Origin of the sequence: Arthrobacter sp. IK3 (genome assembly GCF_051337705.1) — a bacterium.
GTDB lineage: Bacteria > Actinomycetota > Actinomycetes > Actinomycetales > Micrococcaceae > Arthrobacter_B > Arthrobacter_B koreensis.
Genome location: NZ_JBPPSW010000002.1, coordinates 272,822 through 297,198, shown reverse-complemented (window position 1 = coordinate 297,198; position 24,377 = coordinate 272,822). Strand labels below are relative to the sequence as shown.

Annotated in this window: 26 protein-coding genes and 1 riboswitch; of the genes, 14 read left to right on the top strand and 12 right to left on the bottom strand. The window is 66.8% G+C overall.

What is annotated here, in order from left to right; all coding sequences use genetic code 11:
• Positions 1-23: 23 nt before the first annotated feature.
• A riboswitch (SAM riboswitch) is annotated at positions 24-139 on the bottom strand.
• A 399-nt stretch (positions 140-538) separates the two neighbouring features.
• The 4 genes from ACSLGO_RS04110 (at position 539) to acs (ending at position 5,375) form a co-directional block, all read left to right on the top strand.
• On the top strand, positions 539-1,366 hold the full coding sequence (locus ACSLGO_RS04110) for an ABC transporter ATP-binding protein (protein ID WP_091600705.1): 828 nt from the start codon (positions 539-541) through the stop codon (positions 1,364-1,366).
• A gap of 114 nt (positions 1,367-1,480) precedes the next feature.
• Positions 1,481-2,548, top strand: a complete 1,068-nt coding sequence (locus ACSLGO_RS04105; protein WP_277664856.1) for an aliphatic sulfonate ABC transporter substrate-binding protein — start codon at positions 1,481-1,483, stop codon at positions 2,546-2,548.
• Complete coding sequence (locus ACSLGO_RS04100; RefSeq protein WP_277664855.1) at positions 2,548-3,405, top strand: ABC transporter permease; 858 nt, start codon at positions 2,548-2,550, stop codon at positions 3,403-3,405. The genes ACSLGO_RS04105 and ACSLGO_RS04100 overlap by 1 nt, the downstream gene beginning before the upstream one ends.
• Entirely contained in the window at positions 3,402-5,375 is a 1,974-nt protein-coding gene (acs, locus tag ACSLGO_RS04095) for an acetate--CoA ligase (protein ID WP_436400022.1), read from the top strand. Before ACSLGO_RS04100 ends, acs begins: the two co-directional genes overlap by 4 nt.
• Here the strand turns inward: acs and ACSLGO_RS04090 are convergent.
• Positions 5,372-5,701, bottom strand: coding sequence for a hypothetical protein (locus ACSLGO_RS04090; RefSeq protein ID WP_325786113.1), 330 nt, complete (start codon positions 5,699-5,701; stop codon positions 5,372-5,374). The two genes, acs and ACSLGO_RS04090, sit on opposite strands and share 4 nt — an antisense overlap.
• A 64-nt stretch (positions 5,702-5,765) precedes the next feature.
• On the opposite strand from ACSLGO_RS04090, the gene ACSLGO_RS04085 reads away from it, so the two are divergent.
• Positions 5,766-7,145, top strand: coding sequence for an O-acetylhomoserine aminocarboxypropyltransferase/cysteine synthase family protein (locus ACSLGO_RS04085; protein WP_325786114.1), 1,380 nt, complete (start codon positions 5,766-5,768; stop codon positions 7,143-7,145).
• Positions 7,138-7,629 carry a CoA-binding protein gene (locus ACSLGO_RS04080; protein WP_091600711.1) on the top strand — a complete coding sequence of 164 codons (492 nt, stop codon included), beginning with the start codon at positions 7,138-7,140 and terminating at the stop codon, positions 7,627-7,629. The genes ACSLGO_RS04085 and ACSLGO_RS04080 overlap by 8 nt, the downstream gene beginning before the upstream one ends.
• 101 nt (positions 7,630-7,730) lie before the next feature.
• Here the strand turns inward: ACSLGO_RS04080 and ACSLGO_RS04075 are convergent, their stop codons facing one another.
• Together ACSLGO_RS04075 and ACSLGO_RS04070 are read right to left on the bottom strand one after the other, a co-directional pair.
• A complete protein-coding gene (locus ACSLGO_RS04075; protein ID WP_436399989.1) occupies positions 7,731-8,513 on the bottom strand; it encodes a hypothetical protein in 783 nt (260 codons plus the stop codon).
• The gene (locus ACSLGO_RS04070; RefSeq protein ID WP_277664784.1) at positions 8,494-9,066 is read right to left on the bottom strand and encodes an RNA polymerase sigma factor; all 573 of its coding nucleotides are present in this window, start codon (positions 9,064-9,066) and stop codon (positions 8,494-8,496) included. The genes ACSLGO_RS04075 and ACSLGO_RS04070 overlap by 20 nt, the downstream gene beginning before the upstream one ends.
• A 333-nt stretch (positions 9,067-9,399) precedes the next feature.
• Between ACSLGO_RS04070 and ACSLGO_RS04065 the strand changes: the two genes are divergently transcribed.
• Positions 9,400-10,821, top strand: a complete 1,422-nt coding sequence (locus tag ACSLGO_RS04065) for an amino acid permease (RefSeq protein ID WP_386886064.1) — start codon at positions 9,400-9,402, stop codon at positions 10,819-10,821.
• On the opposite strand, the gene ACSLGO_RS04060 is transcribed toward ACSLGO_RS04065, so the two are convergent.
• The 3 genes from ACSLGO_RS04060 to ACSLGO_RS04050 form a co-directional block, all read right to left on the bottom strand.
• Positions 10,818-11,618: a carbon-nitrogen hydrolase family protein gene (locus ACSLGO_RS04060; protein WP_387003241.1), complete on the bottom strand. Its 801-nt coding sequence runs from the start codon at positions 11,616-11,618 to the stop codon at positions 10,818-10,820. The two genes, ACSLGO_RS04065 and ACSLGO_RS04060, sit on opposite strands and share 4 nt — an antisense overlap.
• Before the next feature lie 40 nt (positions 11,619-11,658).
• Positions 11,659-12,777 carry an NAD(P)-dependent alcohol dehydrogenase gene (locus ACSLGO_RS04055; RefSeq protein WP_433122653.1) on the bottom strand — a complete coding sequence of 373 codons (1,119 nt, stop codon included), beginning with the start codon at positions 12,775-12,777 and terminating at the stop codon, positions 11,659-11,661.
• Positions 12,778-12,882: 105 nt separating this feature from the next.
• On the bottom strand, positions 12,883-13,332 hold the full coding sequence (locus tag ACSLGO_RS04050) for an Hsp20/alpha crystallin family protein (RefSeq protein WP_091600717.1): 450 nt from the start codon (positions 13,330-13,332) through the stop codon (positions 12,883-12,885).
• A gap of 193 nt (positions 13,333-13,525) precedes the next feature.
• Between ACSLGO_RS04050 and ACSLGO_RS04045 the strand changes: the two genes are divergently transcribed.
• The 3 genes from ACSLGO_RS04045 (at position 13,526) to ACSLGO_RS04035 (ending at position 15,610) form a co-directional block, all read left to right on the top strand.
• Complete coding sequence (locus ACSLGO_RS04045) at positions 13,526-14,149, top strand: hypothetical protein (RefSeq protein ID WP_436399988.1); 624 nt, start codon at positions 13,526-13,528, stop codon at positions 14,147-14,149.
• 11 nt (positions 14,150-14,160) lie between these two features.
• Complete coding sequence (locus ACSLGO_RS04040; protein ID WP_436399986.1) at positions 14,161-15,153, top strand: DUF2804 domain-containing protein; 993 nt, start codon at positions 14,161-14,163, stop codon at positions 15,151-15,153.
• A gap of 94 nt (positions 15,154-15,247) precedes the next feature.
• The gene (locus tag ACSLGO_RS04035; RefSeq protein ID WP_091600720.1) at positions 15,248-15,610 is read left to right on the top strand and encodes a VOC family protein; all 363 of its coding nucleotides are present in this window, start codon (positions 15,248-15,250) and stop codon (positions 15,608-15,610) included.
• Between the two features lie 50 nt (positions 15,611-15,660).
• On the opposite strand, the gene ACSLGO_RS04030 is transcribed toward ACSLGO_RS04035, so the two are convergent.
• A complete protein-coding gene (locus tag ACSLGO_RS04030; protein ID WP_091600721.1) occupies positions 15,661-16,950 on the bottom strand; it encodes an adenylosuccinate synthase in 1,290 nt (429 codons plus the stop codon).
• A 196-nt stretch (positions 16,951-17,146) separates the two neighbouring features.
• Here ACSLGO_RS04030 and ACSLGO_RS04025 point away from each other — a divergent pair, with 196 nt between their 5' ends.
• Entirely contained in the window at positions 17,147-17,872 is a 726-nt protein-coding gene (locus ACSLGO_RS04025) for a hypothetical protein (protein ID WP_325786122.1), read from the top strand.
• The gene (locus ACSLGO_RS04020; protein ID WP_091600722.1) at positions 17,764-18,249 is read left to right on the top strand and encodes a DUF427 domain-containing protein; all 486 of its coding nucleotides are present in this window, start codon (positions 17,764-17,766) and stop codon (positions 18,247-18,249) included. The genes ACSLGO_RS04025 and ACSLGO_RS04020 overlap by 109 nt, the downstream gene beginning before the upstream one ends.
• Positions 18,250-18,317: 68 nt before the next feature.
• Here ACSLGO_RS04020 and ACSLGO_RS04015 read toward each other — a convergent pair whose 3' ends face one another.
• From ACSLGO_RS04015 to ACSLGO_RS04005, 3 genes are all read right to left on the bottom strand, one after another.
• A complete protein-coding gene (locus ACSLGO_RS04015; RefSeq protein ID WP_091600723.1) occupies positions 18,318-18,737 on the bottom strand; it encodes a DUF3151 domain-containing protein in 420 nt (139 codons plus the stop codon).
• On the bottom strand, positions 18,737-19,756 hold the full coding sequence (gene fbaA, locus ACSLGO_RS04010) for a class II fructose-bisphosphate aldolase (protein WP_091600724.1): 1,020 nt from the start codon (positions 19,754-19,756) through the stop codon (positions 18,737-18,739). The genes ACSLGO_RS04015 and fbaA overlap by 1 nt, the downstream gene beginning before the upstream one ends.
• Positions 19,757-19,893: 137 nt before the next feature.
• Entirely contained in the window at positions 19,894-20,508 is a 615-nt protein-coding gene (locus tag ACSLGO_RS04005) for a TrmH family RNA methyltransferase (protein WP_152274255.1), read from the bottom strand.
• 207 nt (positions 20,509-20,715) lie between these two features.
• Between ACSLGO_RS04005 and ACSLGO_RS04000 the strand changes: the two genes are divergently transcribed.
• Positions 20,716-21,468 carry an HAD-IIA family hydrolase gene (locus tag ACSLGO_RS04000; RefSeq protein ID WP_091600734.1) on the top strand — a complete coding sequence of 251 codons (753 nt, stop codon included), beginning with the start codon at positions 20,716-20,718 and terminating at the stop codon, positions 21,466-21,468.
• Positions 21,469-21,477: 9 nt separating this feature from the next.
• On the opposite strand, the gene ACSLGO_RS03995 is transcribed toward ACSLGO_RS04000, so the two are convergent.
• Positions 21,478-22,485 (bottom strand): alpha/beta fold hydrolase, encoded by a 1,008-nt coding sequence (locus ACSLGO_RS03995; protein WP_263127993.1) that lies wholly within the window; start codon positions 22,483-22,485, stop codon positions 21,478-21,480.
• 24 nt (positions 22,486-22,509) lie between these two features.
• Positions 22,510-23,079 carry an orotate phosphoribosyltransferase gene (gene pyrE, locus ACSLGO_RS03990; RefSeq protein WP_091600726.1) on the bottom strand — a complete coding sequence of 190 codons (570 nt, stop codon included), beginning with the start codon at positions 23,077-23,079 and terminating at the stop codon, positions 22,510-22,512.
• A 112-nt stretch (positions 23,080-23,191) separates the two neighbouring features.
• Here pyrE and nadE point away from each other — a divergent pair, with 112 nt between their 5' ends.
• Entirely contained in the window at positions 23,192-24,013 is an 822-nt protein-coding gene (gene nadE, locus ACSLGO_RS03985) for an ammonia-dependent NAD(+) synthetase (protein ID WP_436399983.1), read from the top strand.
• Positions 24,014-24,377 lie beyond the last annotated feature (364 nt).

The window sequence follows — 24,377 nt, the reverse complement described above, 5'->3', positions numbered from 1 at the left end:
TGCATGCGGGACGCCGCGCAGGGGCGCCGTACTTGCCGCCGGCGGTCTTGCCGGTCGACCGGATCGTCATCTGGGGCACCCCGCTACGGGAGAGGGTTGCCGCCCAACCAGCCAGAGCTTCGCGTTGGGACTCATGATCCTGCGGGTTCAGTATGCGTCGGGCCCCCGGGGTGAGCGCAACCCCGGCCGTGTCACGCGGCGTAACCGCCGCCGTCGTGCTTCCCCTCCCTCATCCACCATCGAGATGACAGAAACTGCCCGTTTCAGCGCTGTAACGTGCAGTTTCTGTCATCTCGATGGAAGAGGAGCGGCATTCGAAATGTTACGCCGGGACTTGCCGGAAACAGGCTCCAGGGCGTTTAGTTGGGTCTTGACCATCCCGAGCGGCTGAGAGACCTGGATCAGTGAAGCCGCAGCAACCCTGGTCGTAGTACTTCCTCCTTGAGGCACTGCGATAGCGAGGTGGACGTCGCAGGAGGCCGGTTTTCGGCAGGACGTTTTCCGTAGGGTGCTACTGCCAGGACCGATGGAGTGTTCAATGACTGCTGTACTGTCCTCTGGGTCCCACGCCGTGTCCGCTGCTGCGCGCACCGCACCGGACACCGCCCTGTCCGTGACGTTCGACGGCGTTGGCCGCAGCTTCGGCTCCGGCGCAGACGCCCACGTGGTGCTCCGCGACATCAACTTTGAAGTCCGTCCCGGCGAAGTCCTGGCGATCCTGGGCTCCAGCGGCTGCGGCAAATCCACGCTGCTCCGCGCCACCGCAGGGCTCGACGCCGCTTCCACCGGCCAGGTGCTCATCGACGGAACCGCTGTCCACGGTATCGACGACCGCTGCGCCGTCGCATTCCAGGAGCCCCGGCTGCTGCCGTGGCAGACCCTGCAGGCCAACGTTGCGATTGGCCTGCCGAAGGGCACCAGCGCCAGCGAAGGCAAGGCCAAGGTTTCCGAACTGCTGAAGCTGGTGGAGCTGGACAGCTTCGCCAAGCACCAGCCCCGCGCGGTGTCCGGCGGCATGGCCCAGCGGGCGTCGCTGGCCCGCGCCCTGGCCCGCAAACCCGGCGTCCTGCTGCTGGATGAACCGTTCGGCGCCCTCGATGCCCTGACCCGGCTGAAGATGCAGGACCTGCTGCTGGACGTGCACCGCGCGGCCCCGGCGACCGTCCTGCTGGTCACGCACGACGTCGATGAAGCCCTCCAGTTGGCTGACCGGATCATCGTGCTGGGCCGCGAACCGGGCAAACCCGGCGCCACCATCACGCAGACCATCACCGTGCCCGGTGCCCGCCCCCGGGACCGCGCCTCTGCCGAGCTTGCCCGAATGCGCGGCGAGCTCCTGGCGAGCCTCGGCGTCGACCGCCACTAGGGCCCCTTTCCACCCGGTCCCGGCGTCCTGCCGGACCAAGCCGCAGCACCTTTGTGCCTGCAACCCCGGTTTTCCCTGAATTTTTTCCGCACCACCCGTCTCGAAGGAATCCCCATGAACAGCCGTTCCAGCTTCTCCCGCCGCCCGCCCCGCTTCTCCCGCCGCCCCCTCACCGCACTGGCAGCCACCGCCGCCGCGGTTTCGCTGGCCCTGACCGGCTGCGTTGCCGGCGAGGATTCCTCCGGCGCTGCCGCCAATGAGGCAGCCGACGGCGGCACCCTGAACATCGACTTCGCCACGTACAACCCGCTCAGCCTGGTGATCAAGGACCAGGGCTGGCTCGAAGCCACCCTCGAAGAGCAGGGCGTGGAGGTCAACTGGGTGCAGTCCGCCGGTTCCAACAAGGCCAACGAGGCCCTGCGGGCCGGAGCGATCGACGTCGGCTCCACCGCCGGTTCGGCAGCCCTGCTGGCCCGCTCCAACGGATCGCCGATCAAGACCATCAGCATCTACTCGCAGCCGGAATGGGCCGGGCTCCTCGTCTCACCCGACTCGGACATCACCTCCGTGGCGGACCTGGCCGGCAAGTCCGTGGCCGCCACCAAGGGTACGGACCCGTACTTCTTCCTGGTCCAGGCCCTGGAAGAGGCCGGCCTGAGCACCTCCGACGTGACGGTGGAGAACCTGCAGCACGCTGACGGCCGCACCGCCCTCGAGAACGGTTCGGTGGATGCCTGGTCAGGCCTGGACCCGATCATGGCCGGCGCCGAGCAGGCCGGGGCGAAGTTCCTCTACCGGAACCTGGACTTCAACACCTACGGCTTCCTGAACGCCACCGAGTCCTTCCTCGAGGACAAGCCGGAACTGGCGCAGACGGTTGTGGACGCCTACGAGAAGGCCCGCGCCTGGGCTGCCGAGAACCCCGAGGAAACCGCCCAGATCCTCGCCGACGTCGCCGGCCTGGACCTGGAGGTAGCCCGCACCGTGATCCTGGAACGCAGCAACCTGGACGTGGACCCCGCCCCGGGCGACGCCCAGCGCACGGTCCTGGAAAAGGTTGGCCCGGTCTTCGTCGAAACCGGCGACGTCGCCAACCAGAAGGCGATCGACGACGCCGTGGCCTCCCTGCTGGATGACAGCTTCGTGCAGAACGCCAACGCGGAAAACATCAAGGACTCCTGATGAGCACCACCCCTCCCCCCGCTGCAGCACCCGTAACGGCAGGCCCGTTCGGGGCCTCCGCGGCGCCGGCACCTTCCCGGAAGGCCGGCTCCGGCGGTGTCCTGTCCCGGACCTGGGCCCGCGTGGTCCTGGGCCTGGTGGTGCCGGTCCTGCTGCTGGGGCTCTGGCAGCTGGTGTCCGTCCTGGGCCTGTTCAGTGCCGTGCAGCTGCCCTCTCCGGGCGCCGTACTGACCTCTGCAGCGGACCTGATTGAGCGCGGCGAGCTGGGCACGCACATCGCCATCTCCACCCAGCGCGTCCTCACCGGGTTCGCGCTCGGTGCGGTCCTGGGCCTGGTCCTCGGCGCCCTGCTGGGCCTGTCGAAACTTGCCGACGTCCTGCTCGGTCCGCTGTTCGGCGCCGTGCGTGCTGTGCCGTCCCTGGCGCTGGTTCCGCTGCTGATCCTCTGGATGGGCATCGGCGAGGACTCCAAGGTCACGCTGATCACCATCGGTGCGTTCTTCCCGGTCTTCACCACCGTGTCCCTCGCCCTGCGGCATGTGGACAAGAACCTCGTGGAAGCGGCCCGCGCCTTTGGGCTGAACGGCATCAAGCTGCTCACCACGGTGCAGCTGCCCGCCGTCGTTCCGGCTGTCTTCTCCGGGCTGCGGCTGGCGCTGGCGCAGTCCTGGCTGTTCCTGGTGGCCGCGGAACTCATCGCCTCCTCGATGGGACTGGGCTTCCTGCTCACCGACTCACAGAACAACGGCCGCACGGACCGGATGTTCCTGGCGATCGTGCTGCTGGCAGTCCTGGGCAAGACGACTGACGCCCTGCTGGGCGTCGCAGAGAAGTGGGCAGTGAAGAAGTGGGCATAGGGACAGCACTCCGAACACCGGCCGAACCGGACTTCGCCTCCGAGGCAGAGCGGATCGCGTTCTGGGAGGACGCTGCCCGCCGGCTGCAGTGGGAGCAGCCGTGGCACACCGCCCACACCTTCACTCCCCCGCAGCGGCTCAGCGGCCCGGAAGTTCCGGAAGCCGACGCCGAGTACAGCGTGCCGGAGATCGAATGGTTCACCGGCGGCAGGCTCAACGTTGCGGTGAACTGCGTGGACCGCCACGTGGCCGCCGGGCGCGGGGACAAAGTGGCACTGCACTGCGAGGGCGAACCCGGTGACCGCCGGAGCATCACCTACGCCCAGCTGCAGAAGGAAGTCTCCAAGGCTGCCAACGCCCTGCTGGCCCTCGGGATCGAAAAGGGCGACCGGGTGGTCATCTACCTGCCCGTCATCGCCGAAACCATCATCATCACCCTGGCCTGTGCACGGATCGGCGCCATCCACTCGCTGGTCTTCGGCGGGTTTTCGGCCGAGGCGCTGAAGTTCCGGGTGGAGAACACCCGCGCGAAGCTGCTGGTCACCACGGACGGCCAGTTCCGGCGCGGTGCCGCCGTCCCGGTCAAGGACAACGCGGACGAGGCCGTTTCCGGGGACAACGCGATTGAACATGTGCTGGTCATCCGGCGCACGGGCTCCGAGATCGCTTGGACCGAAGGCCGGGATCTCTGGTGGCACGAGACCGTGGACACCGCCTCCAATGTGCACGAACCGGAGGCATTCGACGCCGAGACGCCGCTGTTCATCATGTACACCTCCGGCACCACGGGAAAGCCCAAGGGCCTGGTGCACACCATGGGCGGCTACCTCACGCAGGCGTCCTGGAGCTACGAGTTCCTGTTCGCCAATCCGGACGAATCCGCCCGGGACACGGACGTCCACTGGTGCACGGCGGACCTGGCCTGGGTCACCGCCCACACCTATGAGATCTACGGGCCGCTCTCCAACGGCGTCACCCAGGTGATCTTCGAGGGCACACCGAACACCCCGCATCCCGGCCGGCACTTCGAAATCATCGAACGCTACCAGGTCACCAGCTACTACACCGCCCCCACCCTGGTCCGCTCCCTCATGGGCTGGTTCCCCGACGGCGTCCCGGACACCTGGGACCTGTCCTCCATCCGGCTGCTGGGCACCGTAGGTGAAGCAGTTAACCCGGAAGCCTGGCGTTGGATGCGGGAGAACATCGGCCGCGGCGAGGTTCCGGTGATCGATACCTGGTGGCAGTCCGAAACCGGTGCCACCATCCTGTCCCCGCGGCAGACGGACACCAGTTTCAAGCCCGGCTGCGCCTCCCGCGCCCTGCCCGGCGTGTCCACCCGGATCGTTGACGAGCACGGCAACGAGGTGCCCCCGAACGTACAGGGCTTCATTGTGGTGGATAAGACCGGTCCGTCCATGGCCCGGACCTGCTGGGGAGATCCGCAGCGCTACCTCTCCTCCTACTGGCGGCAGTACGCGCAGCAGGGCTGGTTCCTCGCCGGGGACGGCGCACGGTATGACGACGACGGCGACACCTGGATCCTGGGGCGGGTGGATGACGTCCTGAACGTCTCCGGGCACCGGCTCTCCACGATCGAAATCGAATCCGCACTGGTTTCCCACCCCTGGGTGGTGGAAGCCGGGGTCTGCCCCGTCGCGGATCCCAAAACCGGTCACGCCATCGCCGCGTTCGTGGTGCTCACCGATTCCGCGTCGCCGGATACTGAAACTGTCACCGCGCAGCTGCGGGCCCACGTCGCGAAGGAGATCGGGCCGATCGCCAAGCCCGCCGCCGTCGTCGTGGTTCCGGATGTGCCCAAGACCCGCTCGGGCAAGATCATGCGCCGCCTGCTCACCCAGCTCTTCGAGGGCACCACGCTCGGGGACACCACCAGCCTGCAGAACGAACCTTGCATTCCCGCGATCCACGCCGCCTGCGAAGCGCGGCGGAGCGGGAGCGCAGCCTAGTGCGCTGTTCCGTGAACCCGGGCCAGGGTCACCCGGTCCAGCTCCACCGCTCCGCCCATGGCGCGGTGCAGGCGCAGGAACTCCACGGGCGAGACCTCCAGGAACGACGTGTTGTGCTTTTCCGGCAGCAGTTCGGGGTGCCCGCCGTCCATCATCTCGGTGAACATCCGCTCAGCGGCCAGGCGCTCCATCGGTTCGGTGGGGGTGATCTTGTGGTTCGCGGAGGCCAGCTTGTATCCGGTTTCAACCACAATGACGTACTCGTCCATGCCCGCTCCCAGGATTGCCTCGCCGCAACTGTCCTCAACATTGTTGGTATCCAGCACCCAATAAAGCAACCATTGGCGAACCGCTTACCCGCGGTTCCCCCAAGGAAGGAGCACTCAGTCCATGAGTGACCGCCAGTTCGGATTCCGTACCCGCGCCCTGCACGCCGGGGGAACGCCCGACGCCATCCACGGTGCCCGCGCCGTCCCCATCTACCAGTCGACGTCCTTCGTCTTCAAGGACACCGCCGACGCCGCGAACCTCTTCTCGCTGCAGAAGTACGGCAACATCTACTCCCGGATCGGCAACCCCACGGTCGCCGCGTTCGAGGAGCGCATCGCTTCCCTGGAGGGAGGCATCGGTGCGGTGGCGACGGCGTCGGGCATGTCCGCGGAATTCGTCACCTTCGCGGCGATCTGCTCCGCCGGCGACCACATCGTGGCCGCGTCCCAGCTGTACGGCGGCACGGTCACGCAGCTGGACGTGACGCTGCGCCGCTTCGGCATCGAGACCACCTTCGTCCCCGGCACGAATCCGGCGGATTACGCCGCGGCCATCCGGGAGAACACCAAGGCCGTGTACGCAGAGGTCGTGGCCAACCCCAGCGGCGAAGTCACGGACATTGAGGGCCTGGCCAAGGTGGCGCACGACGCCGGTGTGCCGCTGATTCTCGACGCCACCCTGAGCACCCCCTACCTGGTGCAGCCGTTCAAGCACGGCGCGGACATTGTGATCCACTCCGCCACCAAGTTCATCGGCGGGCACGGCACCACCCTGGGCGGCGTTGTTGTGGAAGCCGGCACCTTCAATTGGGGCAACGGCAAATTCCCGGCCATGACCGAACCGGTGCCGTCCTACGGCAACATCTCCTGGTGGGGGAACTTCGGCGAGTACGGGTTCCTGACCAAGCTGCGGTCCGAACAGCTGCGCGACATCGGACCCACGCTCTCCGCCCAGTCCGCGTTCCAGCTGCTGCAGGGCGTTGAAACCCTGGCCCAGCGCGTGGATGAGCACCTGCGCAACGCCCAGGCCGTGGCCGAATGGCTTCAGGCAGACGAGCGCGTGGCCTGGGTGTCCTACGCGGGCCTTGAATCCCACCCGCACCATGAGCGGGCGAAGAAATACCTGCCCAAGGGTCCGGGTTCCGTGTTCAGCTTCGGCGTGAAGGGCGGCCGTGCCGCCGGACAGGCGTTCATCGAGGCCCTGCAGCTCGCCTCCCACCTGGCCAACATTGGTGATTCCCGGACCCTGGTCATCCACCCGGCGTCCACCACCCATCAGCAGCTCTCCCCGGAGCAGCTTGCGGCCGGCGGCGTTCCGGAGGACCTGGTGCGCATCTCCGTGGGCCTGGAGGACCTGGAGGATATTCTCTGGGACCTGGACCAGGCGCTCACGGCCGCCGGCGCAGGTGCGGCAGCCGCTGCCGAAGATGCGGTGCCCGTTGCCGAAGACGCTGCGTCCTGCAGTGTCCCGCTTGAAACCGAGGAGTCAGCCAATGTCTGAGAACCGCACCTGGGTGGGGCCCAGCGCCCCGGAACGCCTTTCACTGCTGCGTTCGGCCAAGTCAATCGCGATTGTCGGGGCCTCGGACAAGCCGTCCCGCGCGTCCTACTTCGTAGCGACGTACCTGCTCTCCTCCTCGCCGTACAAGGTGTACTTCGTGAACCCGGTGGCGAAGGAAATCCTGGGCCAGCCGGTGTACGCCTCGCTGGCGGACCTGCCGGAGACCCCGGACATCGTGGATGTGTTCCGCCGGCATGATGACCTGCCGACGGTACTGGAGGAAGCCAAGGCCGTGGGCGCCAAGACGCTCTGGCTGCAGCTCGGTTCCTGGCATGAGGAGGTGGCGCGGGACGCCGAAGCGGCCGGCCTGAACGTGGTGATGGACCGGTGCGTGAAGATTGAACACGCCCGGTTCCACGGCGGCCTGAACCTGGCGGGCTTTAACACGGGAGTGATTTCCTCCAAGCGCCAGCTCACCGCGTAGCCCGTTCCCGCCCCCAAAACCCCATCGAGAGGCCAGTTACGGCTCGTTTCACGCGTGAAACCGGCCGTAACTGGCCTCTCGTTTGAGTACGCAGCGGGCGCTCAGCCGCGTCCGGAGCCGTGCCCGTGCTGGGGTCCGCCGCGGTTGCTGTCCCTGCTGTCCTTGCTGTTCTTGTTGTCCTTGCCGGCATCGCCGCGGCCCGGACCGTCCTGGCCCTTATCCCGGCCGACGCCGTAGCCGTTGTTGTTCCCGGGCCCCTGGCCCTTGTTTCCGCCAGAATGTCCCGGGCCGCCCTGCCCGTTGAATTCCTGGGAGAAGCCTTCAGTGCCCGGTTCGCTTCCCTGGCCGGGGCTTCCGCGGTGTCCGCCGGCGTCGTCGGTCCTCCCGGATTCGGCCGGTTTTCCGGTGCCGTGCCCGGGGTCATCAGGGGAGGGCTCGACGGGCAGCGGGGTTTCCGCGGGTGCCGGGGCAGTCTCCACCGGCTCGGCGGGAAGTTGGGGGACGGACGCCGGGTCAGTCTCGGCCGGCACCGGCACCGGTTCGGGAGGGGGAACCTGCTCATACTCCACGGGTGCCGGGGCCTCGTGGGAGTCTTCGGCTGTGATCCACAGGCCGCCGTTGGTGGCCGCCACTCCGGTGGTTCCGGCGGCCATGGCGGCAATGATCGCGCCGCCCAGCAGATAGCCGCGCCGGCGTGAGGACTTCCGGAGAGGAGTGACCCCGGGGGTGAAGAACGCTTCCAGTTCCGGGGACGGGTCCGGGGCGCCTGAGCGGGCTTCCAGCCGCAGGTCCAGGAGTGCGTCGCCCAGCTGGTGGGTGTCCGCTACGCCCGATTCCGCCAGGAGGCGCCGGATGGCTTCTGCGTCACTGGGGTTGCTGGACATGCTGTCCATCTTCCGTGGCCTCCTTCCCTGCGATCTGTTCCCGGAGCGCCAGGAGCGCCCGTCTCTGAAGCTGTTTGACGGTGTTGACCGTCTTCCCCATGATTTCCGCGGATTCCTCCAGGGACAGGTCTGCCACGATACGCAGCAGCAGGACTTCGCGCTGGCCGGGGGTAAGGCCGTCCAGCATCTGTGCTGCCACCAGCCCGGAGTGAAGAACGGTGTCTTCTGCCGAGTCGGAGGACCTGGTGTCGAGCTGTGGATCATACGGTGCAGGAGAAGGCTGGCGCTCACGCCGGCGGTGATCATCAACCATCCGGGCATGGGCTACCGAGAAAACGAAGGTGCGCAGCCCTGCGGCACCTCCCCTGACCGTGGAGATCCTTGAAAAAACGGTCAGGAAAACGTCCTGTGTCAGCGCTTCCGGATCCTCGCAGCCCTTGGACCTGAAATAACCGACGACGGCGGGGGCCAGCGACTCGTAAACCGCCCGCAGCGCTGCCGGGTCGTTTTTCCGCGCCGCAGAGACCATGGGCTCTGTCAGCGGGTCAGCCAAGGCGGGGTCCTTCAATCCGGGACGTTGGGGCGAACCAAATCGTACCCCGCCCAGGCTGAACCTGCTCAGGAGGTGGCCGCGCCGATGCTCGTTGGGGGGATGAGTTCCGGCGCGGCCACTACACCTACGTAATCGCCCGGGCAGCCGAAAAGGTTACGCGGCTATCCGGAAAGTTTTTCCCGGGCCCCCGCTCCCAGTTCCTTCGGAGGAGAATGTGGAAGACTTGACGGCGGTCCGTCCTTTATCGGCGGACCTGTTCCGGGCGGGACCGAGACACCCACCTGCCCGCTCCAATCCAGCAATACCGGGGCCTCCGGCCCGGCCAGGAAGATCATGCCCAGCACCACGCCTCACCACACAGAGCTAAAGCGCGGCCTGTCGCTGCGGCACATCCGCTTCATCGCCCTTGGATCCGCCATCGGAACGGGACTGTTCTATGGATCGTCCGAAACCATCCAGGCTGCCGGCCCCGCCGTCCTGATCGCCTACATCATCGCCGGGTGCGCCGTGTTCCTGGTGATGCGGGCGCTGGGAGAGATGGCGGTACGCCACCCGGTGGCAGGTTCCTTCTCCCAGTACGCCGGACGCTATCTCGGTCCCCGCATGGGTTTCCTCACCGGCTGGACCTTCGCCTTCGAAATGATGATCGTGGCCATCGCGGACATGACCGCGGTGAGCATGTACATGGGCCTCTGGTTCCCGGACACACCCGGCTGGGTGTGGATGATCGCAGCGATGCTCCTGATCGGCGGGCTGAACCTGATGCGGGTCAGCGTCTTCGGCGAAATGGAGTTCTGGTTCACCCTGGTCAAGGTCTCCACCATCATCGCCATGATCGCCGGCGGGCTGTACCTGATTGTCTTCGGTGTCAGTACCGGAGGCTATGAGCCCGGCGTCAACCATCTCGTGGACCACGGCGGGTTCGCACCCTTTGGCGTGTGGGGCATTGTCATGAGCCTTGGAATCGTGGTGTTCTCCTTTGGCGGCATCGAGACCCTCGGAGTGACTGCCGGTGAGACCGGGGACCCGCAGCGGGCCATCCCCAAGGCCGTGAACACCGTGCCGGTGCGGATCCTGCTCTTCTACGTCCTGTCCCTCGGCGTCATGCTGTGCCTGTTCCCGTGGGACCGGATCGGGTCCGAAGGCAGCCCCTTCGTGCAGGTCTTCGCCGGGATCGGCATCCCGTTCGCCGAGCACCTGATCAACGCCGTGGTACTTACCGCTGCCCTGTCCGCCATGAACTCGATCTTCTACGCAGCCTCGCGGACCATGTACGGCCTGGCCGAGCAGGGACACGCGCCGAGGGGCTTCACCAATGTCTCCCGCTACGGAGTGCCGGTATGGCCCGTAGCCATCATCATGGCGAGCCTGATCGCGGGCCTGGGACTCTTCCTGTGGATTCCGGAGCAGCTGTTCCTGGTGGTGGCGTCCACCGCCACCTTCGCCACGATCTTCACCTGGTCCTCGATCCTGCTCAGCCACCACCGGATGCGGCGGCAGATGCGGCGCGACGGTACGCCGTCGGCCGGTTTCGCGTTCCCCGGCTGGCCGGCGCTGAACTACGTCGTCCTGGGTTTTATGGCGCTGGTAACCGTGATCCTGGCCTTCACCGGTCCGGGGCGCACCGCACTGGCGGTTGGCGTGGTGTGGCTGCTCCTGATGCTGGCCGCCTACCGGTTCCTGGTAAAGGACCAGGGCCACAAGCCCATCGACCTGCCCGAACCAGCAGCCAGCGCGGGAACAGACCGGAGCTAGGGCGCGATCTCCTCGGCCACCGAGAACCGCCGGTTGGCCAGCACCGGAAGATACTCACGGACTTCCTCGATCCGGGTCCGCACCACATCGGCCGTTGCCACGGCTTCGGTTTCCTCATCGAGGAACACCTGCGGCACTCCCATCGGATCGAGGATGGCCGAGTGGCCGATGGTGTGCCCGCTCGCCGTGCCGGCCGCAGCCACCCACACCGTGTTCTCGATGGCCCGCGCCTTCAGCAGCGTTTCCCAGTGGTCGATCTTATGCTCGCCCTTGAACCAGGCGGCCGGAACGGCAATCAGGTCCGCGCCCTGCACCGCCAGCGCCCGGGCCAGCTCCGGAAAACGCAGGTCATAGCAGGTCATCAGGCCCACCCGGAGTCCGCCGAGTTCAACCACCTGGATGCCCCGGTCTCCGGGCTTGATGCGGGTGGACTCGGAATAGCTGAACGCATCGTAGAGGTGCAGCTTGCGGTAGGTGGCCGCGATGCGGCCGTCCGCCTCGATGGCCACCAGCGTGTTGTAGGGACGGTCCTCCCCGGAGGATTCGTACCCGCCGGCGACGACGGCGATGCCTAGTTCCGCAGCAACAAGGGACAACCGCTGCACGAAGGTGCTCCATCCGGCGTCCACGGCTGCCGCCAGCGGCCCGTCCACCTTGCCAATGCTGAACATCGACTCTTCCGGGAACACGATCAGTTCGGATCCTTCGGCCCGGGCTTTCTCCGCCAGTGAGCGCATCACTGCCAGGTTGGCGTGGACGTCTCCGCCTGGACTGAACTGACCTACGCTGACCAACATGGGGAACCGCCTTGCCTTCGGGACCGGATGTATCCCCAGCCTAGTGCAGGTCCTCGAAGTGCAGCACGGGTTTCAGGACCTGCCCGGACTTCGCGTCCGCGGCGGCCGAATTGATGTCCCCGAACGCATAGCGGGTGATCATTTTTTCCAGCGGGAACCTGCCCTGCTGGATCAGGTCCACCAAGGCGGGAAGGAACAGCTGCGGAGTCGAGTCCCCTTCCGTGATCCCCAAGACCTGCCTGCCGTTAAGCATGAAGTTCACGTCCAGCTGCACCGTGGACCCCGGAGCGGGGGCACCGATCAGGCCCAGCTTGCCCAGCGGCGCCAGCGCGTCCGCCGCGGTGGCTGCCACCTTGGTGCTGCCCGTGGTTTCAAGCGCATGCGTGACCCCCGCGCCGCCGGTCAGTTCAAACAGGGCCTGCAGCGCGTCGGTGCTGCCGGAATTGACGACGTCGGTGGCTCCCAGTTCGCGGGCCAGTTCCAGGCGGGAGTCCACCAGGTCCATGACCACGATGCGCGTTGACCCGCCGAGCGCGGCGGCCATGACCGCCGAGAGGCCCACGGGACCGGCACCGAACACGGCAAGGGTGGATCCCGGTTCGGGACGCAGGACATTCATGACCGCTCCGGCACCGGTCTGCACGCCGCAGCCCAGCGGCGCCAGCAGGGCCAGGTCCGCTTCCGGGTCCACCTTGGTGACTCCGCGTTCGTCGGCCAGCACCAGGTTGGAGAAGGAGGACTGGGCGAAGAAGTGGCCGTGCACTCCCTTACCGTCCTTGCTGATCGTGGCGCTGCCGTCCAGCCGCTGCCCGCCCACCAGGTTGAGCTCCAGGAAGTAGGTGCAGTAGGCGGGGTGTCCGCTGCGGCAGTTCCGGCATTCACCGCAGCTGGTGAAGCTGAGCAGCACGTGGTCTCCGGGCACCACGGACGTCACGGCAGAGCCGACGGCTTCCACGGTTCCGGCGCCCTCGTGCCCCAGCACTCCGGGCAGCGGGAAGGGAATGTGCCCGGCCTGGACCCCAAGGTCCGTGCCGCATACTCCGGCTGCCTGCACCCGGACCAGGACCTCGTCGGGCCGCGGGTCGTCCAGGACAACATCGGTGATTTCAAAAGGTTCGTTGATGCCGCGCAGGATCGCGGCACGTGCCTGGGTAGTCATACGCCCACGCTACGCGGACCCGTCCCGGGTGTCAGGGTCCCCGGACAAGGACGAGGGGCGGCAGGCGGAAAGTCCGCCTGCCGCCCCTGCACGGGCACGGTTGTACTAGGCGCTGACCGCCTCGGCGTCGTGCTTTTCTTCCACGGCGCCGAGGGACACGCCGGAGCCGGACTGCACTTCGATGCGGCGAGGCTTGGCCTTTTCACTGACCGGGATAATCACGTTCAGCACGCCATTGTCATAATGTGCGCTGATGCCCTCGGTATCGATCCCCTGGCCCAGGCTGAGCTGGCGCAGGAAGGACCCGCCTTCGCGTTCGCGGGTGAGCCACTGGACGCCGTCCTTTCCGCGCAGGGTGCGCTCGGCACGGATGGTCAGCAGCTGCCCGTCGACGTCGATGTCCACGGACCCCGGATCAATGCCGGGAAGGTCAACGCTCAGGACATACCGGTCATCCTCCCGGTACAGGTCCATGGGCATGCCGCGCAGGGATTCACTGCGGACGGCCTGGGCAAGACGGTCGAATTCACGGAACGGATCAAAACGTGTTGCCATCACAAATCAACTCCTTCACTCCGCTGTACGCAGCGGGCTGATCTGCCATTTCGAATCAAAGTTGAGTTGGCTTCACTCAACTTTCGGCAGTAGATTAGCACTTGCAACGCGAGAGTGCTAACCCGAGCTGTTGCAGCGGAAAAACCCGTTCCGCCGTCTTTCATTCGAACCTGGTCTGGAAGGAAAGGAAGCAGTGTCCCACCCCGCGTTGTTCCGGCTTGGAACAGCCACCCGCACCGAACACCTCGAGAAACTCCGCACACTTCCCAGCCGGATAGCCGGCTCACCGCCGTCGCCTCCGCTGGATGCGGCAGGCTGGCTCTGCGGCCTGTGGGTGGCCGCCGCCCTGCTGGGCATCGGCGTTTTCTCCGGCGGAACAACCTCCCTGGTACTGGCGGCGGTGCTGCTGTACGGCACCGGCGGGGCACTGGCCGTCCTGGGCTGGCTGGCCTGGCGCGGCCTAGGCGTCCGCCTGCGCCGCCGCGCGGCCACCGGCCCCGGCACATCGACAGCACGGGACTTCCTGGCGGCCGCGGATGCCGCCCGGGAAGAGGTCCTCCAGGCGCTCTTCCCGGCAGGAGCAACCGGAACTCCCGAGGTGCTGCGGGCAACCGCTCCGGCACGGGCTGCCGCCGCAGCAGCTCCGCACAGTCCCCTTCCGGCACCGGGCAGCAGCCCGGGAACCCACCAACGGCCCGTCCCGCGCTCCGGCAAATCACCGATCCGGAAGAACGCCACCTGCAAGTCCGCCCACCACCGCCGCAGCGCCAAACCGCCCGCCGGCCCGGTACAGGATGATTTCGCCCGCGCCGCCTAGACTGGGGCGCCATGGAGGAAATTCAGGAACCCGTCCAGCTGTCCCTGAAATACGGAAAGCTGAACCCCGAAGCGGTAGGCTTCACCCGCTCACCGCTGCACGCTTCGGCGCACCTCCCCCAGGGGCTTCCCCACGGCTGGCGCACCAAGCGCTGGGAGTACTGGGGCGTGCTGACTCCGGACCTGGTGCTCGGCATGACCATTGCTCACCTGGATTACGCCGCCACCCTCCAGCTCTACGTGTTCGAACGCGCCACCGGCCAGGAAATCAGCCTGGATCCGCTCTCGCTTCCCGCGGGCTCCACCGCGCTCCTGCCCGGCACCCTGCCGCCCCTCACCGCTGTGGGCACCATGGGCGGACTGCACCTGCGCTTCCATGACGACGCCGGCGGCACGCACCTGCGCGCCGAGTCGCCGCGCGTCGGCGTCGAGCTTTATGCCCCGGCGGAAGGCGATGTGCTGGGGGTGGTGGTTCCGTGGTCGGACACGCGGTATCAGTACACCCTCAAGGACGTGGCCCGCCGGGTCAGCGGAACCATCACGGTGGACGGGCGCGCATATGCGGTGGGCGAGGACGCCTTCGCTGTCCTGGACCGCGGACGGGGACGCTGGCCGTATTCCAGGCGCTGGAACTGGGCTGCCGGATACGGAACGGCCAACGGCACCCGGCTGGGTTTGCAGCTGGGCGGGCTGTGGACAGAGGGAACGCCGGCCACCGAAAACGCGCTGATCGTGGACGGCGTGCTGCACCATTACGACGGCGAGCTGGAGTTTAGCTACGACCTCACGGATCCACAGGCAGCGTGGCATGTCCGCGGGGACTGGATCGAGGCCACGCTGACTCCGTTCCACCGGCGGCTGGCTGCGACCAATGCCGTTCTGGTGGCCGCAAAGACCTGGCAGGCGTTCGGCGCGTGGTCCGGCTGGGCTGCTACTCCGGACGGTACGCGCCACAGCCTGGACGGCGTGCACGGCTGGATCGAGGAAGCACGCAACCGCTGGTAACCGTCCGCACCAGCACCTCCTTCACCCCCTATTCCCGAGAGGCACCCGGCTGCTAGGTTTCTTCCGATCTCACCTGAGCCAAAGGAGCCTTACCGTGAGCAGCAGATTCTCTTCCCTTGCCCTCGATGCCCTCGACGTCGACGCGCAGGCCAGGTTCTGGACCCAGGCCCTGGGGTACCGGTTCGCCGAAGAATTCGACGGCGGCATTTCCCTGGCACCCGGCGACGGAGTCCAGGGACCACCCCTGGACATCATCCCTGTCCCGGAGAGCAAGACGGCCAAACTGCGGCTGCACATGGACCTGGTTCCGTACGGCTGCAGCCAGGAAGAGGAGGTGGAGCGGCTGCTGGCGCTCGGCGCGGTGCGCGCCGATGTTGGGCAGGGGCCGGATGTTCCGTGGGTGGTGCTCGCAGACCCCGAGGGCAATGAGTTCTGCGTCCTCGCGGCCCGGGACTAAGACCCAAAAAAGCCCCGCAGCCTTGAAGCTGCGGGGCTTTTCCGGACGGATTACTCGCTGATCAGGTCGCGGATCACGATCGTCTGGTCCCGGTCCGGGCCGACGCCGATCGCGGAGAAGCGGGTACCGGACATCTTCTCCAGGGCTAGCACGTAGTTGCGGGCGTTCTCCGGCAGGTCCTCGAGGGTCTTCGCGCCGGTGATGTCCTCGGTCCAGCCGTCGAAGTACTCGAAGATCGGCTTGGCGTGGTGGAAGTCGGTCTGCGTCATCGGCATCTCATCGAAACGCACGCCGTCGACGTCGTAGGCCACGCAGACCGGGATCTTCTCGATGCCGGTGAGCACGTCCAGCTTGGTCACGAAGTAGTCCGTGAAGCCGTTGACGCGGGAAGCGTGGCGCGCCAGCACGGCGTCGTACCAGCCGCAGCGGCGCGGGCGGCCGGTGTTCACGCCGAACTCGCCGCCGGTCTTCTGCAGGTACAGGCCCATGTCATCGAAGAGTTCGGTGGGGAACGGACCGGCACCAACACGGGTGGTGTAGGCCTTGATGATGCCCACCGCGCGGTTGATGCGGGTGGGGCCAATGCCGGAGCCAACGGACGCGCCGCCGGCGGTCGGGTTGGAGGACGTGACGAACGGGTAGGTGCCGTGGTCAACGTCAAGGAACGTGGCCTGGCCGCCTTCCATCAGGATGACCTTGTCCTCGTCCAGCGCACGGTTCAGTTCATACGTGGAGTCGATGACCATGGGACGCAGGCGGTCAGCGTAGGAGAGGAAGTACTGCACCATCTCTTCCACATCCACGTCGCGGCGGTTGTAGACCTTCAGCAGCAGCTGGTTCTTCTGCCGAAGCGAGCCTTCCACCTTCTGGCGCAGGATCGACTCATCGAAGATGTCCTGGACGCGGATGCCGAGCCGGGCAACCTTGTCCATGTAGGCCGGACCAATGCCGCGGCCGGTGGTGCCGATGGCACGCTTGCCCAGGAACCGCTCGGTGACCTTGTCCATGACCTGGTGGAACGGCGCCACCAGGTGGGCGTTGGCGGAGATCCGCAGCTTGGAGGTGTCCGCTCCGCGTGCTTCCAGCCCGTCGATTTCGGCGAACAGGGCCTCCAGGTTCACCACGCAGCCGTTGCCGATCACGGGAATGGCGTTGGGGCTCAGGATGCCCGCGGGAAGCAGCTTCAGTTCGTACTTTTCACCACCGACGACGACGGTGTGGCCGGCGTTGTTTCCGCCGTTGGGCTTGACGACGTAGTCGACGCGGCCGCCAAGCAGGTCGGTGGCCTTACCTTTACCTTCGTCGCCCCACTGGGCGCCGACGATGACAATTGCGGGCATGGGATCCTCCCCCATTAGTTACGCTAGGGAGCCGCGCCAGGCGCTGAACCGCTACCGTGCATGAGAACGCCCCTGCACCCTGAGACTGGGGACACAGCGGTCCGTGATCCGGGATGCGGGGCTCTTACCTGTCAAGTTTAGCCGATCTGCGGCTTTGCCGGTTTGGAAGGCGGGCACGGAGGCGTACGGTTTAGCCATGGAGCGCTTCCGCGGCTATATCGCCGGGCTGGGTACCGCCTCGGGAACCCGCCTGGTTGTTGGGCACTGGCCGGACTCACCGTTCGGTCCGTTCACCGACGTCATGGTGGAGAACCGGTTCGGTTCCCGGTTGCTGCTGGCGCCCAGCGAAGCGGTTGCCCGCTACGTCTCATCCACCTACACCTTTGACGCGATCGATGTGGTTCCAGTGAGCGCGTTCCTGGCCGAGGACAGGCTGCGGGTCGACGGCGGTCCGCTGCAGCTCAGCGCCCGGCTGGGCCCGGTGACCCCGCTGGGACGGGTCCTTGAAGCCGTACCGGCGCCGCTCGCCGTCCACCCGCTGTGGCTGCAGGCCATCAACCCGCTCGCCAGCCTGATTGTCCGCGGGGTGCGGACCGCGGGAACTACCGGGGACCGGCTGGAGTTCTACGGAGTACGCTCCATCCGCCGCCTCGCGTCGGCGCAATGTTCCTGGAACGGTGAGGACATGGGCGCCCTGCGGCCGGTCAGCCCGCCTGTCCGGTTCGGGTTCTCCTCCGTGCCGGCACGGCCGCAGATCCTGGCGGTGACCACCACCATCACCGCCAGGCCGGCGCAGAAAGAAGGAATCCACGCATGGAAAACCGCTTTCACCCGCATGCCGAGTCCGTCTGGTCCTATCCCCGTCCGCCCCGAGTCGAACCGAGCGATGAACACGTCAAGGTCTGGCTGGGCGGAAACCTGATCGCAGACACCAGGGAAGCGCTGCGCGTCCTCGAGACCAGCCATCCGCCGGTCTACTACCTGCCCCTGGAGGTCTTCGCCCCCGGGGTGCTGCAGCCGGTCAGCGGAGTGACGCACTGTGAGTTCAAGGGCGCTGCCTCCTATTTCGACGTCGTCTCCGGCGGCCAGCGGGCCGTGCGCGCCGCCTGGACCTACGCGCATCCGTTTCCCGGCTACGAGGCGCTGGCCCACACCGCTGCCTTGTACCCGGGGCTGATGAACTCCGTGACAGTGGACGGGGAAGAAGTCCAGCCGCAGGAAGGGGACTTCTACGGCGGCTGGATTACCAGCCGGGTGACCGGGCCTTTCAAGGGCGCTCCGGGCACCTGGGGCTGGTAGCCCCTGTAGCCGGACACGGTAAAGGCGCCTCCCAACCGGAAGGCGCCTTTACGCAGGTACTGGTTGCCCTAAGCCTCGATCGCTGCTTTGGCGGTGGGGTCTGAAGCGTCCAGGAACTTATCGATCCGGTCCACTTCCTCGCTCTCGCCGATCGCCGCAGCCGCACGTCCCAGGGCGTACAGTGCGCGGAGGAAGCCCCGGTTGGGCTCGTGCTCCCACGGAATGGGGCCGGTGCCGCGCCAGCCTGCGCGCCGCAGCGCGTCCAGGCCGCGGTGGTAGCCCACCCGGGCGTAGGCGTAGGACTCCACGGGACGTCCGTCAGCGAAGGCCTCGTCGGCCAGCGTTGCCCAGACCTGCGAGGAGGTGGGGAACCTGGCAGCGAGGTCCACGGCCTCGTCACCGGCCTCAAGGCGCGCGACGACGTCGGTCTCCTCGGGCAGGTACGTGGGCTCGGGTCCGAGCAGGTTCTTGCGGAATTCGTCTGACATTAGAGGTGCTTTCCTGCCGATCCGAGGGACTGTGCTGCTTCGACCACGCGGGCGGACATGCCCTTTTCGGCGGAGGCACCCCAGACGCGCGGATCGTACTGCTTCTTGTTGCCGACCTCGCCGTCCACCTTCAGCACGCCGTCGTAGTAGCGGAACATGTGGTCCGCTACCGGGCGGGTGTAGGCGTACTGGGTGTCGGTGTCGATGTTCATCTTCACCACGCCGTAGGACACGGCGTCTGCGATCTCCTGGGCGGAGGACCCCGAACCGCCGTGGAAGACCAGGTCGAACGGGCGTTCCTTGCCAATCGAACCGCCAACGGCGGCCTGGATCTCGTCGAGGATCTCCGGGCGCAGCTTCACGCCGCCGGGCTTGTAGACGCCGTGGACGTTACCGAAGGTCAGGGCAGTGAGGTAACGGCCCTTGCTGCCGTCGCCAAGCGCCTCAATCGTTGCCATGCCGTCGGCGACGGTGGTGTAGAGCTTCTCGTTGATCTCGTTCTCGACGCCGTCTTCCTCGCCGCCGACGGTCCCGATCTCAACTTCCAGGATCATCTTCGCTGCGGCGGTGCGGGCCAGCAGGTCCTGGGCGATCTTCAGGTTCTCTTCGAGGGTCTCCGCGGAGCCGTCCCACATGTGGGAGTTGAAAAGGGGGTCCTCGCCGCGCTTCACGCGCTCCTCGGAGGCGGCCAGCAGCGGCAGGACGAAGTCGTCCAGCTTGTCCTTGGGGCAGTGGTCCGTGTGCAGGGCGATGTTCACGTCATAGCTCTTGGCCACTTCGCGGGCGTAGGCGGCGAAGGCCAGCGATCCGGTGACCATATTCTTGACCGAGGAGCCGGACCAGTACGCGGCACCGCCGGTGGACACCTGGACAATACCGTCCGAGCCGGCCTCGGCGAAGCCTGCGAGCGCTGCGTTGAGGGTCTGGGAGGACGTGACGTTGACAGCCGGGTATGCGAATCCCCCCGCCTTGGCCCGGTCGATCATCTCTGCGTAGATCTCGGGGGTTGCAATAGGCATGCTGACTCCTTAGCGAAGGTTCGAAAGTGCGGCAGGGCCGGGCCCTCTTTGGCTCCTCCCATCCTAGCCACAAGAGTCCTCTGCGCATCAGATAACGCGGATTCGAGGGTTCACACCTGGCACTCCGGCGCGGCGCGTCAGCTTACTTCCTGCCCGAAGACGTGCCGGCGGACCCAGCCGTGCATGGCAATGGCCGCAGCGGCCGAGGCGTTCATGGACCGGGTGGAGCCGAACTGGGCGATTGAAAGCGTGGCTTCGGCAGCCTGGTGCACCTCGGGCGTGAGGCCGGGGCCTTCCTGGCCGAAGACAAGGACGCAGTTGCGCGGCAGGTCATAGGTTTCCAGCGGCACCGAGTCGGGGAAGTTGTCGATGCCGATGATCGCCAGCCCTTCGGAACGCGCCCACTCGGTGAACTCTTCCACGCTGGGGTGGTGGCGCACGTGCTGGTAGCGGTCGGTGACCATTGCCCCGCGCCGGTTCCAGCGGCGTCGTCCAATGATGTGCACTTCCTTGGCCAGGAACGCGTTGGCGGTGCGCACCACGGAGCCGATGTTCAGGTCATGCTGCCAGTTCTCGATGGCCACATGGAACTCGTGGCGCTTGGAGTCCAGGTCCGCGACGATCGCCTCGTGCTTCCAGTACCGGTATTCGTCCACCACGTTGCGCCGGTCTCCGGCGGCAAGCAGCTCGGGATCCCACTGCTCGCCCTCGGGCCACGGACCCTCCCATGGCCCAACGCCAACCTGCGGCATTTCGGCGTCTGCCGGCTCTGCGGCGGGGATTGTTTCAGGGCTCTCTATCACCCTTCCAGCGTAAGGTGAAAGACTGGACCATCCCGCATCCGCACCGTAAGGACCAGGCCTGCGCCCGGACTCCCGAATGGCTGCGGGCACGAGGCAGAACACGCACTGGAGGAAACTGTGGGCGAGAACGAGAACATCGAGTGCTGGCTGACGGACATGGACGGAGTGCTGGTCCATGAGAACCAGGCGATTCCCGGCGCCGCGGAGCTGATCAACCGCTGGGTGGACACCTCCAAGCGTTTCCTGGTGCTGACGAACAACTCGATCTACACCCCGCGGGACCTTGCGGCCCGGCTCCATGCCTCCGGCCTGGACGTTCCGGAGGAAAACCTGTGGACCTCCGCGCTGGCCACGGCCGAGTTCCTGAAGGACCAGCTCAAGGGCTCCTCCACCCCCGGGCGCGCGTTCGTGATCGGCGAGGCAGGGCTCACGACGGCGCTGCATGAGGCCGGGCTGATCCTTACGGACACCAACCCGGACTATGTGGTCCTGGGGGAAACCCGCACCTATTCCTTTGGCACCATCACCAAGGCGATCCGGCTCATCCTCGACGGGGCCCGGTTCATCGCCACCAACCCGGACGTCACCGGACCTTCCCCGGAGGGCCCGCTTCCGGCCACCGGCGCCATCGCCGCGCTGATCACGGCCGCCACGGACCGGGAACCCTACATTGTGGGCAAGCCGAACCCGATGATGTTCCGCTCCGCCATGAACAAGATCGACGCGCATTCGGAGACCACCGGCATGATCGGGGACCGGATGGACACGGACATCATCGCCGGCATCGAAGCGGGACTGACCACGGTCCTCGTGCTCACCGGCATCACGCAGCGCGAGGACATTGCCCGCTACTCCTTCCGGCCGTCCCAGATCATCGACTCCGTCGCGGACCTGATCAGGACCGTCTAGCCGGGAGGGCTAGAAGGGCACCTTGCCTCCGCCGCCTCCCACGGCGGGCAGCGGGACATAGGTGTCCAGCACCTCGTCCACCACTCGCTGGTAAATCCCCGGGTTCCACTGCGGGCTGGCATGTGCCGGACGCGCGCCGTCGGTAATGAGCGAGTTGGAGACCATGTTGCCGGGAAAGACCTCGGTCCAGCGGGCCCGGGCGGTGTAGTAGTTCACCGTCTCATCGCCGGGGTTTCCAATAAAGGCCACCTCGGCGTCCCCTATGGCACCCGCGAAGGCAGCGGCGTCGTAATGGTAGATGTAGGAGGACTCTGACTGGATCAGCGTGCTCGACGGGGCCAGCGGGGAAAGCTGTTCCAGCGTCTGGTCCACCACCGTGCTCCAGCTGCGTTCGTCCTTGTGCAGGATCCGCTCCCCCAGTTCGTAACCGCCGCGCAGCGCGCTGGGAATCCGGTAGCCGGCTTCGTAGAGCAGCACCACGCCGCGGATCATGTTCTGGTCCAGGACGTCGAACCGTCCCGCCGGACTTGAATCCAGGATCACCAGCTCCACCTGGACGCCGCGGGCCAGCAGCCGGGCCGCGAGTTCAACGGCCACCATCCCGCCGAAGCTGTGGCCGTAGAAATACACCCGGTTGAGGCGCCGGGTACGGATGTGCCGGAAAACCTCGGCTTCGATCGTGTCCAGGTCCAGGCCCTTGTTCGAGTACCCCACTGCCGCCATTTGCCCGCGCCGGGCCAGTGCCGGGCGCAGCGAGTTCACGATCCAGACCGCCTCTTCCCAGCTGGTCTTGTAGCCGGGAAAAAGGAACCACATGGCGCGCGGGAACTCGGCGGCAGCGGCGTCGTCACGGACCGTGAGGATTTCAAGCTCTTCACGCTGTTCCTGGATCAGGCGCGTGACGAAGAGGTCCGCGGCCAGCGTCAGCCCGGCTGCGGCACCCACCAGGAACCGGCGCCGGGAATAGCGGCCCAGGCTCTCCGCATAGCGGAGGACCTTCGCTGGGTCATCGCTCATGGGCTCCCGCAACCGGTGTGGGCGTTAGTCGAGCCCGAGCTCGTCCTTGCCGAACGCGAACAGGTACGGCACGCCGGCTTCGGCTTCAATGCGTTCCTTCGCTCCGGTGTCCCGGTCCACGATCACTGCCACGGCGACGACGTTGCCTCCCGCGTTCCGTACGCCTTCCACGGCGGTTAGCGCCGACCCTCCGGTAGTGGACGTGTCCTCCAGAACAACGACGTCGCGGCCCGCGACGTCGGGCCCCTCCACCTGCCGGCCCATGCCGTAGGACTTCTGCGCCTTGCGCACCACGAACGCGTCAACGGTGCCGCCGCTGCGGGCGGAGGCGTTCATGACGGCGGTTGCCACCGGGTCCGCGCCCATGGTCAGGCCGCCTGCACTGGCGAACTCGATGCCGGCTGCGTTGATCATGTCCAGCATGACCTCACCCACCAGCTGCGAGGCCTCGTGGTGCAGGGTGACGCGGCGCAGGTCGATGTAGTAGTCGGCTTCCTTGCCGGAGGAAAGAATCACCTTTCCGCGGACCACGGCCAGTTCCTTGATCAGTTCCAGGAGGCGGGCACGGGACGCGGCGGTCTGCGGGGAAGTCATGCCCCAATCCTATCCGAGCGGGCCCTTTGGGCTCTTCGCGGCAGCGGCGCTCCCCGTCACAGAACGTCCGCCCCCTGCCCGGGCAAACAGCGCGTTGTATAGGCTGAACGCCATGCGCGAACTTCAAGCCGAAATCATTGCCGAAATGGGAGTGCACCCTGCCATTGATCCGGAAGCGGAGATCCGGCGCCGGGTGGACTTCCTCAAGGACTACCTGCACGCATCCCGGACCAAGGGGTTTGTGCTAGGCATCAGCGGCGGCGTGGACTCCACGCTGGCGGGCCGCCTGGCCCAGCTCGCCGTCGAGGAGCTGAACGCGGAGGGCACCGAGGCGAACTTCATCGCCATGCGGCTTCCCTACCGGGTCCAGCATGACGAGGATGACGCCCAGGCAGCCCTTGAGTTCATCCAGCCCAAGACCTCCTGGACGTACAACATTGGGGACGCGGTGGACGGCTTCGAGAAGGCCTATGCGGCCATGGAAACCGGGAAGCTGAGCGACTTCAACAAGGGCAACATCAAGGCCCGGGTGCGGATGACCGCCCAGTACGCCGTGGGCGGGGAACACAATCTGCTGGTCATCGGCACGGACCACGGAGCTGAATCCGTCACCGGTTTCTTCACCAAGTACGGCGACGGCGGCGCGGACATCCTGCCCCTGTTCGGACTCAACAAGCGACAGGTCCGCTCCCTGCTCAGCGCCCTTGGCGCGTCCGACCAGCTCGTTGGCAAAGCGCCTACGGCAGACCTGCTCGACGGCGTTCCCGGCCAGACGGACGAAACCGAGCTGGGCATCACGTACGACCAGATTGATGACTACCTCGAAGGCCGCGACGTCTCCGACGAGGCCGCCGGGAAGATCGAGAAGCGCTACCTGATGACGCGGCACAAGCGGACGACGCCGGTTTCGATTCTTGATTCGTGGTGGAAGTAGGTTTCTTCGGCTCGCGGGCCCGGGAGGCCGGGCAGGCGAGTAGACCCGGGGGGCCGGGGCCGGGCGGGCCCGGGAGGCCGGGCGGGCCGGGGCCGCCGGGCGACCGGAAGCGGCGCGGGTAGGCCGGACGAGCCGGCCGGGCCGGTGGACCCGGGCGGGCCGGTGGACCCGGGCGGGCCGGTGGACCCGGGCGGGCCGGTCCCGTTGCGACGTGCGCTCGGGTGGGCAGGTGACGGGCGAGCCGTTTAGCCCGCCCCTGTCCGTGCGGGGTTTCCCGCGGGTCGTTGCTCCTGTGCCAGATGGGACCCACCCGGAGCGGGGATTCCCACGCATTGTTGCTCCTGTGCGCTGATGTGACTCGCCG

What these genes read in the sequence shown, in the direction of transcription:
- nadE (WP_436399983.1), top strand. Translation starts at nt 23,192, where the DNA reads ATGCGCGAACTTCAAGCCGAAATCATTGCCGAAATGGGAGTGCACCCT.
- ACSLGO_RS04020 (WP_091600722.1), top strand. Translation starts at nt 17,764, where the DNA reads ATGGAAAACCGCTTTCACCCGCATGCCGAGTCCGTCTGGTCCTATCCC.
- ACSLGO_RS04030 (WP_091600721.1), bottom strand. Translation starts at nt 16,950, where the DNA reads ATGCCCGCAATTGTCATCGTCGGCGCCCAGTGGGGCGACGAAGGTAAA.
- pyrE (WP_091600726.1), bottom strand. Translation starts at nt 23,079, where the DNA reads ATGACTTCCCCGCAGACCGCCGCGTCCCGTGCCCGCCTCCTGGAACTG.
- ACSLGO_RS04000 (WP_091600734.1), top strand. Translation starts at nt 20,716, where the DNA reads ATGGACGGAGTGCTGGTCCATGAGAACCAGGCGATTCCCGGCGCCGCG.
- ACSLGO_RS04075 (WP_436399989.1), bottom strand. Translation starts at nt 8,513, where the DNA reads ATGTCCAGCAACCCCAGTGACGCAGAAGCCATCCGGCGCCTCCTGGCG.
- ACSLGO_RS04105 (WP_277664856.1), top strand. Translation starts at nt 1,481, where the DNA reads ATGAACAGCCGTTCCAGCTTCTCCCGCCGCCCGCCCCGCTTCTCCCGC.
- ACSLGO_RS04025 (WP_325786122.1), top strand. Translation starts at nt 17,147, where the DNA reads ATGGAGCGCTTCCGCGGCTATATCGCCGGGCTGGGTACCGCCTCGGGA.
- ACSLGO_RS04100 (WP_277664855.1), top strand. Translation starts at nt 2,548, where the DNA reads ATGAGCACCACCCCTCCCCCCGCTGCAGCACCCGTAACGGCAGGCCCG.
- ACSLGO_RS04085 (WP_325786114.1), top strand. Translation starts at nt 5,766, where the DNA reads ATGAGTGACCGCCAGTTCGGATTCCGTACCCGCGCCCTGCACGCCGGG.
- ACSLGO_RS04055 (WP_433122653.1), bottom strand. Translation starts at nt 12,777, where the DNA reads ATGACTACCCAGGCACGTGCCGCGATCCTGCGCGGCATCAACGAACCT.
- ACSLGO_RS04015 (WP_091600723.1), bottom strand. Translation starts at nt 18,737, where the DNA reads ATGTCAGACGAATTCCGCAAGAACCTGCTCGGACCCGAGCCCACGTAC.
- ACSLGO_RS04005 (WP_152274255.1), bottom strand. Translation starts at nt 20,508, where the DNA reads ATGCCGCAGGTTGGCGTTGGGCCATGGGAGGGTCCGTGGCCCGAGGGC.
- ACSLGO_RS04080 (WP_091600711.1), top strand. Translation starts at nt 7,138, where the DNA reads ATGTCTGAGAACCGCACCTGGGTGGGGCCCAGCGCCCCGGAACGCCTT.
- ACSLGO_RS03995 (WP_263127993.1), bottom strand. Translation starts at nt 22,485, where the DNA reads ATGAGCGATGACCCAGCGAAGGTCCTCCGCTATGCGGAGAGCCTGGGC.
- ACSLGO_RS04060 (WP_387003241.1), bottom strand. Translation starts at nt 11,618, where the DNA reads ATGTTGGTCAGCGTAGGTCAGTTCAGTCCAGGCGGAGACGTCCACGCC.
- ACSLGO_RS04050 (WP_091600717.1), bottom strand. Translation starts at nt 13,332, where the DNA reads ATGGCAACACGTTTTGATCCGTTCCGTGAATTCGACCGTCTTGCCCAG.
- fbaA (WP_091600724.1), bottom strand. Translation starts at nt 19,756, where the DNA reads ATGCCTATTGCAACCCCCGAGATCTACGCAGAGATGATCGACCGGGCC.
- ACSLGO_RS04040 (WP_436399986.1), top strand. Translation starts at nt 14,161, where the DNA reads ATGGAGGAAATTCAGGAACCCGTCCAGCTGTCCCTGAAATACGGAAAG.
- ACSLGO_RS04065 (WP_386886064.1), top strand. Translation starts at nt 9,400, where the DNA reads ATGCCCAGCACCACGCCTCACCACACAGAGCTAAAGCGCGGCCTGTCG.
- ACSLGO_RS04110 (WP_091600705.1), top strand. Translation starts at nt 539, where the DNA reads ATGACTGCTGTACTGTCCTCTGGGTCCCACGCCGTGTCCGCTGCTGCG.